Source organism: Planctomycetota bacterium, from assembly GCA_035384565.1.
GTDB lineage: Bacteria > Planctomycetota > PUPC01 > DSUN01 > DSUN01 > DAOOIT01.
This window is the reverse complement of record DAOOIT010000020.1, coordinates 75282-91687: the sequence shown is the minus strand read 5'-3', so window position 1 is coordinate 91687 and position 16406 is coordinate 75282. Positions and strand designations below refer to the sequence as shown.

General features: G+C 68.9%; 14 protein-coding genes. 3 read left to right on the top strand and 11 right to left on the bottom strand.

Annotated elements, in window-relative coordinates; translation table 11 throughout:
- Positions 1 to 50 precede the first annotated feature (50 nt).
- Both PLE19_09700 and PLE19_09695 read right to left on the bottom strand, forming a co-directional pair.
- Positions 51 to 1412 (bottom strand): ADP-ribosylglycohydrolase family protein, encoded by a 1362-nt coding sequence (locus tag PLE19_09700; protein HPD15214.1) that lies wholly within the window; start codon positions 1410 to 1412, stop codon positions 51 to 53.
- Between the two features lie 72 nt (positions 1413 to 1484).
- Entirely contained in the window at positions 1485 to 2135 is a 651-nt protein-coding gene (locus PLE19_09695) for a histidine phosphatase family protein (GenBank protein ID HPD15213.1), read from the bottom strand.
- A gap of 254 nt (positions 2136 to 2389) precedes the next feature.
- Between PLE19_09695 and PLE19_09690 the strand changes: the two genes are divergently transcribed.
- The gene (locus PLE19_09690) at positions 2390 to 4441 is read left to right on the top strand and encodes an acetylxylan esterase (protein ID HPD15212.1); all 2052 of its coding nucleotides are present in this window, start codon (positions 2390 to 2392) and stop codon (positions 4439 to 4441) included.
- On the opposite strand, the gene PLE19_09685 is transcribed toward PLE19_09690, so the two are convergent.
- The 3 genes from PLE19_09685 to PLE19_09675 form a co-directional block, all read right to left on the bottom strand.
- Complete coding sequence (locus PLE19_09685; protein ID HPD15211.1) at positions 4423 to 5217, bottom strand: sugar phosphate isomerase/epimerase family protein; 795 nt, start codon at positions 5215 to 5217, stop codon at positions 4423 to 4425. The two genes, PLE19_09690 and PLE19_09685, sit on opposite strands and share 19 nt — an antisense overlap.
- Positions 5218 to 5336: 119 nt before the next feature.
- The gene (locus tag PLE19_09680) at positions 5337 to 6626 is read right to left on the bottom strand and encodes a PQQ-binding-like beta-propeller repeat protein (protein HPD15210.1); all 1290 of its coding nucleotides are present in this window, start codon (positions 6624 to 6626) and stop codon (positions 5337 to 5339) included.
- A gap of 73 nt (positions 6627 to 6699) precedes the next feature.
- The gene (locus tag PLE19_09675) at positions 6700 to 7101 is read right to left on the bottom strand and encodes a VOC family protein (GenBank protein ID HPD15209.1); all 402 of its coding nucleotides are present in this window, start codon (positions 7099 to 7101) and stop codon (positions 6700 to 6702) included.
- A gap of 511 nt (positions 7102 to 7612) precedes the next feature.
- On the opposite strand from PLE19_09675, the gene PLE19_09670 reads away from it, so the two are divergent.
- Complete coding sequence (locus tag PLE19_09670; GenBank protein ID HPD15208.1) at positions 7613 to 8428, top strand: hypothetical protein; 816 nt, start codon at positions 7613 to 7615, stop codon at positions 8426 to 8428.
- 801 nt (positions 8429 to 9229) lie between these two features.
- Here PLE19_09670 and PLE19_09665 read toward each other — a convergent pair.
- The 6 genes from PLE19_09665 to PLE19_09640 are packed head-to-tail and all read right to left on the bottom strand — an operon-like array spanning position 9230 to position 15156.
- A complete protein-coding gene (locus PLE19_09665) occupies positions 9230 to 10501 on the bottom strand; it encodes a sialidase family protein (protein HPD15207.1) in 1272 nt (423 codons plus the stop codon).
- Positions 10502 to 10509: 8 nt separating this feature from the next.
- On the bottom strand, positions 10510 to 11907 hold the full coding sequence (locus PLE19_09660; GenBank protein ID HPD15206.1) for a sensor domain-containing diguanylate cyclase: 1398 nt from the start codon (positions 11905 to 11907) through the stop codon (positions 10510 to 10512).
- A gap of 47 nt (positions 11908 to 11954) precedes the next feature.
- Positions 11955 to 12686: an ABC transporter ATP-binding protein gene (locus PLE19_09655; GenBank protein HPD15205.1), complete on the bottom strand. Its 732-nt coding sequence runs from the start codon at positions 12684 to 12686 to the stop codon at positions 11955 to 11957.
- Between the two features lie 41 nt (positions 12687 to 12727).
- Positions 12728 to 13792 carry an FtsX-like permease family protein gene (locus PLE19_09650; protein HPD15204.1) on the bottom strand — a complete coding sequence of 355 codons (1065 nt, stop codon included), beginning with the start codon at positions 13790 to 13792 and terminating at the stop codon, positions 12728 to 12730.
- A 29-nt stretch (positions 13793 to 13821) separates the two neighbouring features.
- Positions 13822 to 14232, bottom strand: a complete 411-nt coding sequence (locus tag PLE19_09645; GenBank protein ID HPD15203.1) for a PqqD family protein — start codon at positions 14230 to 14232, stop codon at positions 13822 to 13824.
- An 18-nt stretch (positions 14233 to 14250) separates the two neighbouring features.
- Entirely contained in the window at positions 14251 to 15156 is a 906-nt protein-coding gene (locus PLE19_09640) for a hypothetical protein (protein ID HPD15202.1), read from the bottom strand.
- A 149-nt stretch (positions 15157 to 15305) separates the two neighbouring features.
- Between PLE19_09640 and ald the strand changes: the two genes are divergently transcribed.
- Entirely contained in the window at positions 15306 to 16406 is a 1101-nt protein-coding gene (gene ald, locus PLE19_09635) for an alanine dehydrogenase (GenBank protein ID HPD15201.1), read from the top strand.

Here is a 16406-nt window from a genome sequence, read left to right as displayed (position 1 = left end):
CGCCCCGCTGGCGCCGGCAACGCAGCCCACGGGGATTCTTGGACAGGCTCCTAGCCCTGGATCTTCTTGAAAAGGTCAAACGTGTCGCGCGCAATCCCTGTGATCTCGACCGTCTCGTGCCCTTTGAGGCTGGTCTTGAGCGTGTTGTGGAGCTTCCCGGTCCACTTCGCTGGCAGCGCCTTGGCGCCGAGCATCATGCCGACGATGGAGCCGACGGTCGCCCCGTTGCAGTCGGTGTCGAAGCAGGGCTGGACGGCGCGGCAGATGCTCGCGCCGAAGTCGCCGTCGCCCCACAGCAGCGCGGCCACGCAGATGGCGGCGTTGGAGTTCGTGTGGCACCAGTCGTGCCCGACCGTTTCATCCCACTTGTCGTGGATCATCGCAACGGCATCGTCGTAGGAGAGCCCCTGGCGATACCAGTCGCACACCTCGGCCAGATCGCGGTAGAGGCGGCTGGTCTTGGGGATTTCCGAGAGGCCCACCTGGACGACCACGGTGGGATCGTCGCAGTACGGGGCGGCGGCGATCATCGCGGCCATGAGCATCTCCCCATAGATGCCGTTCTTGATGTGGGAAATGCAGGCGTCGCGCCAGGCGAATTCGGCGGCACGCTCCGGGTTGCCCACGCTGAGGTAGCCGAAGGCGTCGGCGCGAATCTGCGCCCCGATCCACTCGCGGTACGGGTTGCGAAAGCTGCCGCTGGCCGGCGGCTGGACCTGGAGGGCGAAGTTGCGGTAGGCCACCCTCTCGGCAGTGCAGGTGGCCAGGAGCGGCAGGTTGCCCATCCAGAACTGCGCCACATCGGCCGGCGTGAAGTCCGCACCGTGCTGCTTCACGATCAGATAGCCGGTGGTCGTGTAGTTCGTGTCGTCGTCAATCGGCATGTGGTCAATGTTGTCGCACCAGGCGCGGCGGGCGAACTGCGGGAATTGCTTCGCCGCCTTCCCCCTGGCGCCGAAGCGGATATAGTCGGCGATAGGGAACTGCCCGGTGAGCTGAAGGAAGGGCCAGAACTCGCCCGTGCGAACGCCTTCCGCCGCCTTGCCGAGGAGGCAGCCCACGCAGCGGCCGAGCCATGCGCCCATGATGCGGTCGAGGAGGGCCTTATCCGAGAGCCGCTGGGCGAAGCGACGCGGCCCGCGGGGGCGCCGCCTGCGGATGCCCGGGAGATCGGACGGCTCGTCGAACGCGTAGCCTTTCCGCATGGGGAGCTTCTGGGCGGCGTCGAGCAGCGCCCCGACCTTCTCCTGGTTGGCCGGCAGGAAGAGCTGCTCGTCGCCAAGGGCGGCTAGGCGCTCGAGCTTCGCCCTGAAGCGCGAGGTGTCGCGTCCCTCGTCCTCGAGTTGCCGCAGTTCTGTGCGCAGGTCGCCCGACGAGAGCCAGAGCCACACGTTCCGCAATTCCTTTGCCATGCTGCCATGTCCTCCTGGGCCAAGGGGAGCGACTGCATGAGAGCGCCTGGCATTGTAAGGGCGCAGGACGCCTCACGCAACCGGCGGCACAAGGGTATGCGAAAGGTCGTTGAGGGCCTCGAGACGGAATATGCCGAAACCATCGGCCGCCTCGAACCGCAGAGTCGTGCGGCTCGCGGGGTCGCACGCGAACTGTGCGTAGACGATGGGCAGCGGGATGTGGAGCAGGTGGGCCAACAGCGTGAGGATCACGCCGGCGTGGCAGAAGAAGGCGAGGGTGCGCTCGTCTCCCTCGACCGCGCGATAGCCGAGGCCGCTGCGCGGGTAGCCGAGGGTGGCCAGAAACGCATCGAAGGTCTGCCAGAACTCTGAGGCCACCGGCGGCATGTGCGCTCCATAGGGCACGTGCGCGGGCCAGTCGTCCACCGTGAAGCGGTGGCCGTTCGCAAAAGTCGCGCTGCCACTCAGGTTCCACGCCCACAGCGCGGCACCGTAGTTGCCATTCAGCTCGCGAAGCCAGGGGAGCGTGGTGATGGCCATGCCTTTGCGCCGCGACGTGTAAGCCGCCGTGAGCTGCGCGCGCCCCAGGGGAGAGGCGAAGAGCGCATCCAGGCGAACGTTGGCCAGAGCTTCGGCGAGCTGCCGGGCCTGCTCGTGCCCCAGCGGCGTGAGCGCGTCGTTCGCATAGTCGGGGTCGCCGTGTCGGATCAGCATCAGCTTCATTGCGGGACAGGCTCCTCTGTACAGGCGCGTTGGGGCGAGTGCCGGCGCCTTGTGATTCTCGCGATTCCCGCCCGCATGTCAACCAGGGGAAACCGCTTGCGCACAACCAGACACCTATCTATACTCGCGGAGCGGAAGGATGAGGCGAACTGCTTCAGGGGGAAGCCATGTGGACGCAAGTGGCCCTGATTCTTCTCGCTCCCATGCTGGTTGCGCTCGCCGCACAACCCGATGCAGGCAAGGACAAGGAAACCATGGCTGACGATGCAACGTGGCGGGTGTTCGAGGGCAAGCTCCCTGCCTCGGCCGACGCTCTACGCTTCAACATCGAGGCGTGCCTCGCCCTGTGTGGCACGAGGGCCGACCCCGCCACGAGAGAGGAATGGGCGGAGCGGCGCAACGGGACTGCCGATGCCCTTCAGCGCGCTCTCGGCCTCAAGCCCTGGCCCGAGCGCACGCCGCTGAACGCCCGCGTGACAGGGCGAGCGGAGCGCGACACCTACACCATCGAGAACGTGGTCTTCGAGAGCCGCCCGGGCTTCTACGTCACCGCCAACGTCTACGTGCCCAGGCGCGGCCCCGCGCGCAAGCCGGCTGTCATTGTGGTGCCGGGCCATGCGATCCCCGACGGCAAGAACTACCCGCTCTATCGCACGGGGCAATTGGCCCTCGTCGCGCACGGCTTCCTCGTTCTCTCCTACGACCCGATCGGGCAAGGCGAGCGGAAGCTGCCCGGTTACTCGCACGCGGTCGGCTATCCCGCGCTCCTGGTGGGCTGGACCAATGAGGGCTTCATCACCTGGGACACGATTCGCTGCGTGGATTACCTGGTGAGCCGGCCCGACGTTGACCCGCAGCGCCTCGGCCTCACGGGCAACTCGGGCGGCGGCGAGAACACCTTCTACACCATGCCCCTGGAGCCCCGGGTTGCCGCAGGGGCCGCCTGCTGCTTCGTGTGCTCCTACCACGCCTGGGTGAAGGACGGCGGCGACCACTGCATCTGCAACCACATGCCCGGCATCCTCCGCCAGATGGAGCAGTTCGAGATCGTCGGCCTGAACGCGCCCCGCCCATTCCTCGCCGCGAATGGGGCGAAGGACGGCATCTTTCCCATCGCCGGCGCCCGCCAGACGATTGAGAGAGCAGGCAGACTCTACGCCTTTGCGGGCGCCGCAGACCGCGTGCGGCTCTTCGAGGCCGAACTGCCCCACGGCTGGGCGCAGCCGCTGCGCGAGGCCGCCTGCGGCTGGCTGGCTCGGTGGCTCCTCGGCATAGGCGACGGCTCGCCCCTGCCCGAGCCGACGGTGGCGCCCGACAAGCCCGGCTGCCCAGACCTCTTCTGCCTGAAGGAGGGGCGCCTGCCCGAGGGCGCCCGGAGCTACGTGGATCTGGTCCGGGCCGAAGCCGAGCGTCTCGCGGCCGGCTACGCGAGGGTGCCGAGCGAACCCGCCCTCTATGCGGCTTGGGCCAAGGCCTTGCGGGCGAAGCTCTGGGAGACGCTCGGCGGCCCGCCCGCCCCCCCTCCGCCGGCTGCTCGCGAGTTGGGCAAGTTCGAGTGGCAGGGCCACCAGATCGAGCGCCTTGCCCTCGCCACCGAAGTCGCGCCGCCGCTGGAGGTCCCCGCGCTTCTCATCCATCCCAGGCAAGTGGTGGCTAATGGTCCCGCCGCCATCGTCCTCGACGACGGCGGCAAAGCGGCGGCGCGCGTGTCGCCGGTCGTTCGTGGGCTGCTGGAGGCGGGCCTCCCCGTGCTGGCGCTGGAGCCTCGGGCGCTCGGCGAGGGCCGCGTCAACCTCAACCACTGCGCCAGCGACGCCGTGCTGCTCGGCCGTCCGCTTCTCGCTCAACAGGCCTGGGATGTCCTGTGCGCCGCCCGCTACCTGAAGGCGCAGGGCGCGGAGCGGGTTGCTGTGGTCGCGCGAGGGGCCGTCGGGTGGATCGCCGCCCTTGCCGGGGCGCTCTCGGATGACCTTGCCGCCGGAGTGGTGGAAGGCGCGATGGGAGGCCTGGCCCTCGCCATCGCCGATCCGCTGCCCCTCCCGCAATGGGCCTACGCGCCGAATGTGCTGAAGGTGGGCGACGTGCCGCAGTGGCTGGTCCTCTGGGCACCGCGGCCGTTGCTGTGGGCGGACACCGTGGGCTCGGCCAGGCGCCCGATGCCTGCGGAGGAGGCGGCGAAGCGCCTGGCGCCCGCCGCGGACGGCTATCGGGCCGCGAACGCCGAGGCCCTCTTCGCGGTGGAGGCAGGAGTCGCCTCACCGGATGCCGTCCTTCGCCTGCTCAACGCTCAAAGCCGAGCGAAGTAGCTCAGCCAACGTGGCAGCGCCGTCTCCAGCGGTTCAACGTCGCAGATTTCGTACTCGAGCGCGTAGTCGCCGCGGTAGCCCATCGCCTCCATCCTCCCAACGACCCAGGGATAGTCAATCTCCCCCTCCCCGAGGTGCGTCGCCTGGAACTTGTCGGCGGCCCAGCGGCCGTCCTTGACGTGGATGTGGACGATCCAGGGCTTGAATGCCTCGAACGCCGCCCTGTAGTCCACCCGCGCGTGAGACAAATTGCAGGGCTCGTAGAGGATGCCGAAGTGCGGCGAGCCGACGGCCTCGCACAGGCGGACCGCCGCCTCGACGTTCCCCGCCAGGCTGCCGCCGTGGTTCTCCATCCCCAGGTAGATGCCGCGGGTCGCCGCGTAGGCCGCGCTCTCGGCGAAGAGCGGCACAAGGCGCGGGATGATGGCCGGGTCCTCGCTCGTCCCGGGGCGCACGCGGATCGAGCGCGCGCCGAAGCGAGCCGCCAGGTCAATGGTCGCCTTCATCTCGGCGAGCGACCTGGCTCGGACCTCCTCGGAGTCCGAGGCGAAGTCCCCTCCGCAGTAAGTGCCGAGATTGGCGATGCCAACACCTGCCGCCCTCGCCGCGGCCTCCAGCGCGGAAGGGTCGCATCGCGCAGGGTCGGCGGAGAAGTGGGGCACATTGCCCCAGAGGTCAACCTTCTTGAACCCCGCCTGGCCCATCGCCGCGAGCGCCTCGGCGGCGGGCTTGGCCCGAAGCGGGTAGGTGCAGGCCGAAATGCGGGTGAGCTCCATCGAAGGCTCCTGGTTGGCGTTCCCGATGGGGTCTATAGGACGAACAGGACCGAGAGGGCCGACAGGACCCGCGAAGAAATGTGCCGCCTCGTTTCATCGGTCTCATCATTCCTGTCGTGCTACGTGCCCGCCCTGATGCACCACAGGTTCCTTGCCGTGCGAATGAACAGCTTGCCGCCCGCAATGGCGATGGAGGCCGTGCACGGGCCTTCGCCCATCTGGACGCGGGAGAGCACCCTGAACTCGTCGCCGGCTGCCAGGACGGCGACCTCGCCATTCTGGCTGATGACGTAGATCTTGCCGTCGCCCGCTGTGAACGACGCGCGGAGCACGCCCTTCATCTCCAGGCTGTGCTCCCAGAGCACCTTGCCCGTCGTGGCGTCGAGGCAGGCCATCACGCGGTTGGCGTCGTTCGCCACATAGAGGCGGCCCTGGTAGAGGAGGGGCGTGAGCACGTCGGGCACGGTCTTGTCGAGCCGCCAGGCGAGGTCGCCCGCGCCCAGTTCGCCTTTGCCGCCGCCCTTGATGGCGTAGACGGAGCGGTGCTTGGGCCGCACCGCGAAGATGAGTCCGTCGCCGGGCACCGCGGAGTTGACCGTGCGCTGCCACGCTTGCCGGTCATTGGGCTGATACCACCACCGCCACAGCTCGGCGCCCGTTTCGGCATCATGCCCCGTCACGCACTCGCCGCCGGGGATGATGATCTCGGCTCGGCCGCTGCCCTCGTAGGGGGTGGGGGTGAGGTAGCTCTCGACCGATTCGTCAGGCGCATCGGTCGGCCGAACGTGCCGCCACAGGGTCTTCCCCGTGGCCGGGTCGAGCGCGAGAAGGAATGACTCGAGGGGCTCGGCCCGCTTGTCGTGGGCGCGGTTGTACTTCTGGGCGCTGGCGTTCTGCATGACGAGGACGTACAGCTTGCCCTTGAAGAGCAGGGGACTCGAGCTGTAGCCGTATTTGACCACGAACTCGCCGTAGTCCTTCTCCAGCTCGCGCGCCCAGAGCTCCTTGCCCCCGGAGTCGAGGGCCACGAGCGTCCCCGTGCCGTAGTAGAACCAGGCCGTCTTGCCATCCGTTACAGGCGAGGGGCAAGCCATGTTGTTGCCGCCGACCGGCGCCTTGCGGTCCTTGCCAACCGCCTTCCGCCAGAGCCGCGTGCCCGAAGTCGCATCCAGGCACAGCGCGACCAGCTCTCGGGTCTCCGCATCCACGGAACTAACGAACACGCGGTCGCCCCAGACGATGGGAGTGGCGGCGGAAGGGCCGGGCAGGGGAGCCACCCAGGCGACATTCGACTTCGTCGCGATGTCCCAGGCCGCTGGCAGCCCTGTTTCGGTTGAGGAGCCGTTGAACGCTGGCCCGCGCCACTGCGGCCAGTTCTCCGCGCGCGCAGCGCCGACACAGAGTAGCATGCCAAGCAAAGCCCCAAGGTGCCGTCCCATCAGTCCGGTCTCCGGTAGATAGGGTCGAGCGGCCTCTCCGCGCTCACCTCAGGTGAGGCGCTTGCCAGCTCTCGGGAGTGTAGCCGTGCAGTTCGATGCGGTTGCCGTCGGGATCGGCCAGCCAGGCCTGCCAGCTCTGGTCGCTGCCGAGCTTCGGGTCGGTGACTTCCACGCCCTTGGCGCGCAGGTCGGCTACCGTGGCGGCCACGTCGTCCACCTCGATGCAGATGTGGCGGAAGCTCTGGCCCTTGGCCGGCTCGCCTGCCTGGCCACTGAACAGCTCGATGAAGTTCCGCCCGCCGAGGTGCAGGTAGACGCCGAAGCGCTCCCCCTTGTCGTTCACGAAGTCGAACGCGCGCCTCAGCCCGAGCTTCTCGCAGTAGAAGGCGATGGACGCGTCCAGATCGCGGACCGTAAAGCACACGTGGGCGAGGGCTTTGACCATGCCGGCCTCCTTTGCGCTGCGCAGCCTCGGACCAGGGCGATGCCCCGCCCTCTGGTGAATCAGGCGGCGGCCCGGCACTCATCTTAGGCCGCCTCCTTCCCGAGCGCAAGCTCGACTTCCTGGGGACCGCGCCCCAGAGCCGTCCGGGGCTGCCCCACGCCGATCGTGCGGGTGTGGGCTGGAGTTGTAGGTGGCTGCGGGAGCTCCGAAGGAGCGAAATGGGATAGCCCAGGGCAACGCCCTGGGAACAAGACCGCCCCGTGGCAGCCCTGAAAGGGCGGAATAGAGAGCTTCTATCTCGCCCCTTCAGGGCTGGACCCGTGAATCCCGCTGAACCCAGGGCGTTGCCCTGGGCTATCCCATGCGAGCCCTTCAGGCTCCAGAGAGAACCACCCCGCCCACAATTCCGGCCCCCACGCCGATCGCGCCGCTCGATTGACTCCGCTCGGCGGCGCCTGTAGGATGATAGATGCGGAGTTGTGACGCTTCCCTGTGCGCGAGGAGAATGTGCGTGGCTCTACCGATGACGGAGATTGGCGGCTACCAGGTTTCGAGGCTCATGTGCGGGTCCAACAGCTTCTTCGGCTACTCGCACATCAGCGCGGCGCGCGACGCCTGGATCCGCCGCGTCTACACCGACGACCTGATCATCGAGATCATGGCCGCGGGGGCGCGGCTGGGCATCAACTGCTTCATCAGCGGCCCCATGGAGCGCTTCGTGAAGATCCGCGAGGCCGTGAAGAAGCTCACCGGCGTCCACACCATCTGGTTCTGCACCCCCAGCGGCTCGAACCTCGAGGAACTGAAGGAAGGCATTCGAAAGGCGAAGGACCTCGGCCCCGAGTTCTGCATGCCGCACACGTGCTGGACCGAGGCGTATCTGGACGTGGCGCACCTGAAGATCCACGGTTACCCCGAGGCGGCCGAGTTGATCCGCAAGCTCGACATGGTGCCCGGCCTGAGCAACCACCGCCCCGAATCGCTGCGCGCCGTGGTGAAGCAGAACTACGACTGCGCCACGCTCACCCTGCCGTTCAACTCCGACGGCTTCCTGTGTTCGGTGGAGACCGACTGGACAGCGCGCCTGATCCAGGAGTGCCCGATTCCGATCATCAGCATCAAGCCGCTGGGGTCCGGCCGCATCCAGCCGCCCACCGGCTTCTCATTCGTCTACCAGCACATCAAGCCCACCGACACCGTGGCCGTGGGCGTCCTGAGCCGCGAAGAGATCGAGGAAGACGTGAAGCTGGCCATCCACTATATGACGGGCGCGGCGGCACAGGTGGACATGACCATGTCGCGCAGCAAGGCCGCGCTGGTGAAGTGAAGCGCATGGTGCGTGACGCGTGAACGGGTGGGGACACATAGCGAGTGCCCATGCCCCGTTCGTACCCAGTAATCGCATGCTCGCCCCTACGCTTCTTCGCCCTTCTCGCCCCTATGCTCCGCACGGGGGCGATGATCCGGACGCTCCCGCGTCCAACCCCAACCTCCCGCGGGTTCGCAACCCGCGGGAGGTTCTTGAATCCGGCGTCCAATCTTCCCCGAAGAAGAAGAGGCCGCGGAGCGGCCAATAGGCCCGTCCCCACGCAGAGCGTAGGGACGAGAAAAGAGAGCAGAGAACAGCAAGGGCGAGCGCTGGAGGGGCGCGGTGCCTGGTTACAGGCGCAGAAGGTGCCCCTGGCGAGGGCCAGAGTTCATATCGCAACCGCCTCCGTGGCGGCTGAGGGACATTGCCGCGTGCCTTCACCTCGGCTACGCGGCCGTCAGCATTGCCCGTCGCCGGCAACTGCGCAAGGAGGGAATAACTCATATGGGGCGGAAATGGGGGCAGGAATAGGAGTCCTGTGGTCGGCGTAAGTCGGTGAATTTCGGGCGGTTGCGGATTGTGCGCTGTGCCACGAAAATTATTACCCAACAGTTTCGGGGGGGAAAGTCATTGTACAGGGTGGAGGGAGAAGAGTCCGCCGCTCGCCCTTGGCCTGACCGGGGTTACGATTGGCGGGGCGTGTGGCGGGCCGGGGGCACGCGAGAGGCGAACAGGCAAAGGGCGGAGGCCGTAAGGAGTTGGCAGGTCTGGACATGCGTGCCGGATGGCGCAGGGTTTGCTGTGCGGAGCCTGGCGGCGCTACGGGGTGCGTGTGCGGGCGATGGCTTTGTTGACGAGGATGCGGGGCTTGGCGCCGGGGGACTTGAAGGCGCCGGCGAGCACGTCGTCCTCGCGGAAGCGGGCCAGGAGGATTTCGGCGGCGCCGTAGCGGCTGTGGTCGTAGATGATCGAGAGGGTGCCGTCGGGGGCCTGGAAGCCGTCGGGGTAGGAGATGCCGGCGCGTTCGTCGAGCACGAGGCCGCCCCGCCAGGTCTGGCCGTCGTCGTCGGACAGGACGGCGGTGAGGTGGGAGCGCTGGGGTGTGCGCTCGTCCATGCGGCCGTGCTTGACGAGGAGCAGGCGGCCCGAGGCGAGGCGGCGGATGAAGAAGCGGGCGTTGATGTTGGGGAAGCGGATTCTGGGGGGCGACCAGGTGCGGCCCTGGTCGGTTGAGTGGCTCTCGGCGATGCCGTCGCCCGTGCGGGCGAGCATCCAGAGGCGGCCGTCGCGTAGCTCCACCAGCATATGTTCGTCGAAGTCGAAGCGGGGGAAGAGGACGCCGCCGCGCTTCTCCCAGGTCTTGCCCTCGTCAGTGGAGGCGAAGACGTGGGCCCTGCGCTCGGGGTCGAGGTCGTGGAAGGCGTCGCGGAAGCCGGGCGGGATGGCCTTGGGGTTGCAGGTGGGGCGGTGCTTTTCGGTGGAGGCGTGGATGCGGTCGCGTCGCCAGAGCGAGATGGGCATGAGCCACGTGCCGTCCTTGAGAACGGTGGGCTTGTTGAGGGTGCAGCCGTGCCAGATGCGGCGGGGGGCCGACCAGGCGGGGCGCTCGGCGTCGGGGTTGTCGCAGGTGATGGCCCAGGCGCCGGCGCGGCCGTCGAAGTAGCCCATGGCCTGGTCGAAGAAGAGCCACAGTCGGCCCTTCGGGTCGGTCCAGAAGTTGCCCACGAGGGTGCGGTGCGGCAGGCCGGTGGGGGAGTCCGCCGGGTCAATCACCAGGCGCGGGGCCGACCAGGTGTCGCCGCCGTCGTCGCTGGTGGCCGCGACGAAGTAGGCAAGTTCGCTGTCGCCGCCGCTCACCCAGGCGGCCCAGAGGCGGCCGCCGGGGGTGCGGTCCATGCCGATGACCATGTTCATGTCGCGGGCCGTGTCGGCGTACTCGGGGCCGGGCGCCGTGTTGATCGCGGGGGGTTCGAGGGCGAGAGCCGCCCAGTCGGGCGAGGCGTCCGCAGCGTGGGCCACTGTGGCCCCCAGGGCAACGGCCGCCAGAAGGAGCAGCGGGACGAGCGGGTCGGCTGGATGAATCGGGCTCATAGGGGTCCTCATTGTGCCGCGGGCGGGGGCAGGGGGCTTGAGGCTCGGCTGGTCGGCGGCTCGGCGTCCTGGGGCAGCGGCTCGGCGGGTTCGGAGGCCCAGGTGACGCGGTTCTTGCCGGCGCGCTTGCCGCGATAGAGGGCATCGTCGGCGCGCTGGATGAGGGCCTCGGCGTTGGTGGCATCGTCGGGGAACACGGCGACGCCGATGGTGATGGTGATCGCGCCGGGCCGCTCCGCATCCGGGAAGCGGAAGCGCTCGACCTCGGCCCGGATGGCCTCGGCCACGCGGCGGGCGCCGGCGCGGCCGGTGGCGGGCAGGATGATGACGAACTCCTCGCCGCCATAGCGGGCCACGATGTCGCGCTGGCGGGTGTTCTCGGCCAGCATCCTGGCCACCTCGCGGAGGGCCACGTCGCCCTTGGGGTGCCCGTGGGCGTCGTTGTACTGCTTGAAGTTGTCGAGGTCGGCCATCAGCAGCGCGACGGGGGCGCTGAGCTTTGCGCCCTTGGCAATCTCGGCGTTGAGCATGGCGACAAAGTGGCGCTGGTTGTAGAGGTCAGTCAGGCCGTCGCGCTCGGCGAGGCGCTCGGCCCGCTTGTAGAGCTGTGCGTTCTCGATGAGGAGGCCGGCGTGGCGCGCGAATCGGGTGAGGAGGGCCAGCTCATGCCCCGTGAAGGCGCTCGCGCGTCTTCCGAGGGCGGCGACCAGGCCGATGCTGCGGTCGGTGCTGCGCCGGCCGCGGCCGAGCGGCGCGACCATCAGCGAGGCGTAGCCACGCTGCGCCAGATTGCCGAAGCCCGGGCTGGCGGAGAGCTCGTTGGCGAGGATGGACTTGCCGCCTTCGATCACCGCGCGGCGCGTCTCCTCGCCCAGGTCGAGCTGATGGTCGCCCTGCTCCACAGCGAGGGCGACGCGGCCGGTCTCCGGCTCGTGCAGTTGCAGCACGAGGGCATCAGCCTGGAAGGTGGGCTGGAGGACTCGGGCGGCCTCGTGGAGGATCGGCTCCAGGTGTCGGGTGCGGGTGAAAACCTCGATCAGGTCACCGATGCAGGACATCAGGGTGAATTCGGCCTGGTCGGAGGCCTCGCGCCGCCGCAGGGCGGCCACCGTGCGCTGGAGGATGGCGGAGTCGCGGCTGGCGGCGCGGATGAGGTAGCGCTGCCAGAAGGCGGCGACGAGGAGCACCGCCGCCAGGGTGGCCGCGATCAGGCCCAGGCCGCGGGCCCGCGCCTGGCCGATGGTCATGTCGGGCGGGGCCATCAGCAGGGCCACGGTCGTGAGGAGGGCGGCGACCGCGGCGAGCGCGAGGACGCTGAAGAGCATGAGCGACGAGCGGCGCCGGGCGTGCCGCGTGTCGTGGACGGCTTCGGGGTTGTAGGCGGGGCCTGAAGCTGGGGTGGCCACGGGAGCCTCTCTGGGCCGCATCGGCGCGGGCGCGGGGGGGCCGGGGCTCAGTCCTCGCCCTCGATGGTGCCCACCTCGATCTTCAGGTCGCGGCGTTCCTCGATGCGGTCCACCTTGCCGTCGCGAATCCACACGATGCGGTCCGAGGCGCTGAGCATCTTGTGGTCGTGGGTGGCCGAGATGATGGTGACGCTCTTCTCCTTGTTGAGCTGCTTGAGCAGTTCGATGATCTCGGTGCCGGTCTTGATGTCCAGGTTCCCCGTCGGCTCGTCGGCGAGGATGAGGCTGGGGTCGTTGGCCATGGCGCGGGCGATGGCCACGCGCTGTTGCTGGCCGCCGGAGAGCTCGAAGGGCTTGTGCGACAGGCGGTCGCCGAGGCCGACGACCTTGAGCAGTTCCACCCCCTTGTCGCGCGCCTCGTCGGTGGTGAGGCCCGCGAAGACCATGGGCAGGGTGACGTTCTCCAGGGCGGTCATCACGGGGATGATGTTGAAGGTCTGGAAGATGTAGCCGATCTTGCGGCAGCGCAGCCAGGCCAGCTCGTAGGCGTCGAGCTGGGCCACGTCCACCTCCTCGATGTAGACCTTCCCGGTGCTGGGCTTGTCGAGGCCGCCGACCATGTTGAAGAGCGTGGTCTTGCCGGAGCCCGAGGGGCCCATGATCGAGATGTACTCGCCGGCGCGGATCTCGAGGTCCACGCCCCGCAGGGCGTGCACCTCCACCTTGCCCATGCGGTAGCACTTGGTCACGTCGCGGGTGCGGACGATGTTCTGCTGCATGACTCGCGCTCCGTTCCGCTCTTCTCGGGGCGGGGCCCGGGTTACTCCTCGATACGCATGGCAGCCACGGGCTCCATGCGGGCGGCCCTTCGGGCCGGGAAGATCGCCGCGAGGACCGATAGGAACAGGCCCACGATGGCCGCCATCGCCACCGCCGTGAGAATGGACCCCGGGGGGAAGTACTCGAAGACGGGCCAGCCGTAGACGAGCGTCTGGCGGATGGTGGACAAGACGAGGCCGACCGCGATGCCGAAGAGCGTGCCGATGAAGCCGAGGAGGGCCGACTCGATGAGGAAGATCTTCACGATGAAGGCGTCGAGCGCGCCCAGGCACTTCATCGTGCCGATCTCGCGGAAGCGCTCCTGCACGGTCATGAACATGGCATTCACGATCCCCACGAAGCACACGAGCAGGGCGAGCACCGCGAGCCACTTGTCGGTGGGCGACATGTAGCGGAGGAAGTTGGCGATGCCGCCGGCGGTCGCCTGGGCGCGGCCTGAGGCGGCCTGGGGCGTCGGCGTCGCGCCTTCGGCAGCCTCCCCGGCCTGGGCGCCGCGTTCCTGGAGGAGGATGGGGTCGAGGCGGCCCTTGACGGCCTCGGTCTCCTGTCGCAGGTCGCCCAGGTAGTCGCGCAAGAGCTCGAGAGCCTTCTCCGGGGCGAGTGCGGCCTGAAGGGCCTCGATCTCGGCGTTGAGCTTCTTCGCCTCATCGCTGGTGGCCGACTTGAGCGCCCGCTGCTTCTCGCGAATGGCGTCCTGCTTGCGTCCGCGGGCGGCCGCCAGGTCGCGCGCGAAGCGCTGCTCGACCGCGGCCCTATCGAGGGCGCCCGCCGCGCCGGCGAGGGCCTCGCGCACGGTGGCCAGGCGGGCCTTGATGCCGTCAATCTCACGCTGCGGGCCCAGGTGCAGCGCGGCGGTGATGGCCGTGGAGGTCCAGATGGACATCAGGAAGGCGATGGCGAGGATGATGCTGCTCATGGTGATCATGGAGCGCCAGAAGCGCACCTTGATGCTCTTGAGCGCGATCTCGATGGCCTTGCTCCAGGGGAGCATGACCTGCTTGCCGATGCGCGACTGGGTGTTCCGCGGCGCTCTCGCTTCATTCATCCGTGGGTCTCCGGCTCGGCTGGAAGCCGTCACCGTTCCTGTGCGTCGGGCTTCGCGTCGGTCCTCCGCACGGCGATGCCAAGGAGGCCCCTGCGGGCCAATTGCCGCAGGTAGGCCACCACCGAAACTTCGGCCTCCTTGCGGTGGAGCTTGTATCGCCGCGAGAGGGCCTGGATGATCTCGCGGACGCTGCGTTCCCCGTCGCACAGGCTCCACACATAGGCGCCGATCTCATCGAGCACCACGCGCCGGGTCTTGGGCACGTAGAACAGGCGCGACAGGGGCCACGCCCAGCGCGGGGCGCGCAACGGGATCACCAGCCGCACCTCGCCTTCGTCCGTGCGTTCCTCCTCGATGGCGGCGTTGCGCACCGGCACCGAGGCGAGCGACTGCTCGCGCGAGAGCGGCTGTTGGCGACGCCAGAAGGCCCAATTCAGCACGCAGCCCTTTCCTGCGAGTCAGTGGCACACAATCGTGGCGGCGCAGGCCGCCACCCGCGGGTCGTCAGGCGTCGTGCTATCGCACCGCAGGGCGAAGAGCTTGTCGGCCTGGGGGCAGTGCCACGCCAGAGCCGTGGCGTGACGCCGCCGGCGCAGGGCCGCCAGGGGGCGCGCCCGCAGGCTCTGAACGCCGGTGCAGCGCGCCGCCGGGTGCCCCCGGTACTCCGCCGGTTCGCTCGACAGGCGATAGGTGCTCCACGCCTTGGCGAAGAAGCCCTCGAGCCACTGGGCGAGGGCCGCTTTGCGAAGCGTGAACTCCGCCAGGCTCTGGCGCGCCACCTCGAGCTGGTCGCCGCCGGCCTGGAACACGAGCTGGAGGCAGCCCGTCCGCAACGAGCTGTGCTCCAGGCGCCACTCCTGGGGCATTCGAAAGCTCAGGCCAAACACCGACCACTCCTCGAGTCCGTCGTGCGGCCCCACCCGCAGGCTGCCGAAGATGCGGCGGGCCAGAGCCTTCTCTTCATTCCCCTCCTCGAAGAAGACACGCGCGTGCACCACGCGAGCGGCGCCGGGCGCCACGAGCAGCACGCTGTGCGCGCGAAAGCCGCCGCGCCAGGTGAACGCCTCGTGGTCGAGGCCGGCCAGCTCCCGGATCGCGCGGCCCCTGTCCACCCTCGGCTCCGGCGCGCCGCGCGGCAGCTTCTTGCGGGTCTGCTTCAGGTAGCTGTCCACGAGGTCCGAAGCGCTGGGCGCGCCTCGCCGGGGAGTCTCCCAGCGAAGCTCCAGGCGAACGCTGGCCTCGTCCTCGACCCGCAGGTAGCCGTTCGCATAGTCGCCCTCGACGCTGCCGGGGCACCAGTCGTCGGGCACGTCGAACGCGATGCCGTGCCAGGCGAGCCGGGACCACTCCTGCTGTTCCTTCATGGCCTTCTCGCGCCCGGGCGTGAGGGTCGGGCTTGCGCAAGAATCTAGCAAAGGCGCGGGCCTTTGTCAACCAGGTTGATCGGCGGGCGCCCGCACGCTATAATCCGGCGGCCCGTGGAGGCCCGAACCACCCGCTGAGGAGGAACTCCGTGACCATCGGTGTGCCGAAGGAGATCAAGCCGGACGAGTATCGCGTGGCCCTGCTGCCCGTGGGCGCCGAGGAGCTGCGGCGGAAGGGGCACCGCGTGGTCGTGCAGCGCGGCGCCGGCGAGGGCAGCGGGGTGGACGATGGGCTGTACGCCGAGCACGGCGCCGAGATTGCCGACGGCGCGGCGGCCGTCTACGCGCAGGCCGACCTCGTGGTGAAGGTCAAGGAGCCGCTGCCGCAGGAGTACGGCCTGCTGCGGCGGGGGCAGGCGGTGTTCGGCTACTTCCACTTCGCCGCCTCGCGCGAGCTCACCGAGGCCCTGCTGGGCTCGGGCATCGTGGCCATCGCCTATGAGACGCTCCACACCCCCGACGGCCGCCACCCGCTGCTCACCCCCATGAGCGAGATCGCGGGCAAAATGTCCATTCAGGAAGGGGCCAAGTACCTCGAGAAGCCGATGATGGGGCGGGGCATTCTGCTCGGGGGGGTGCCCGGGGTGGAGCCGGCTCACGTGCTGATCGTCGGCGGCGGCACCGTGGGCACCAACGCGGCCAAGGTGGCGGCGGGCCTGGGCGCGCAGGTGACCGTGGCCGATATTGATCTCGAGCGTCTCCGCTACCTGGATGACATTCTGCCGGCCAACGTGACCACGGTGTACTCCGATGCGCACACGCTGCGCGAGAAGGTGCGCGAGGCGGACCTCGTGATTGGCGCGGTGCTGGTCGAGGGCGCCAAGGCGCCCGTGATCGTCACGGAGGCCATGGTGCGCACGATGCAGCCGGGGGCGGTCATCGTGGACGTGTCGGTGGACCAGGGCGGCTGCGTGGCGACCACGGAGCCCACCACTCACAGGGACCCCATCCGGATCAAGCACGGGGTGGTGCACTACGGGGTCACCAACATGCCGGGGGCCGTCGGGCGCACCTCCACCTACGCCCTCACCCACGCCACGCTGCCGTATCTGCTGACGCTGGCCGAGAAGGGCTACGAGCGCGCCGCGAGCGACAGCCCGGCCATCCGTGCTGCCCTGAACCTGGTGTGCGGCAAGGTGACCAACCGGGCCGTGGCCGAGACGTTCGGGCTGCCGTACCACGCGCCGTAG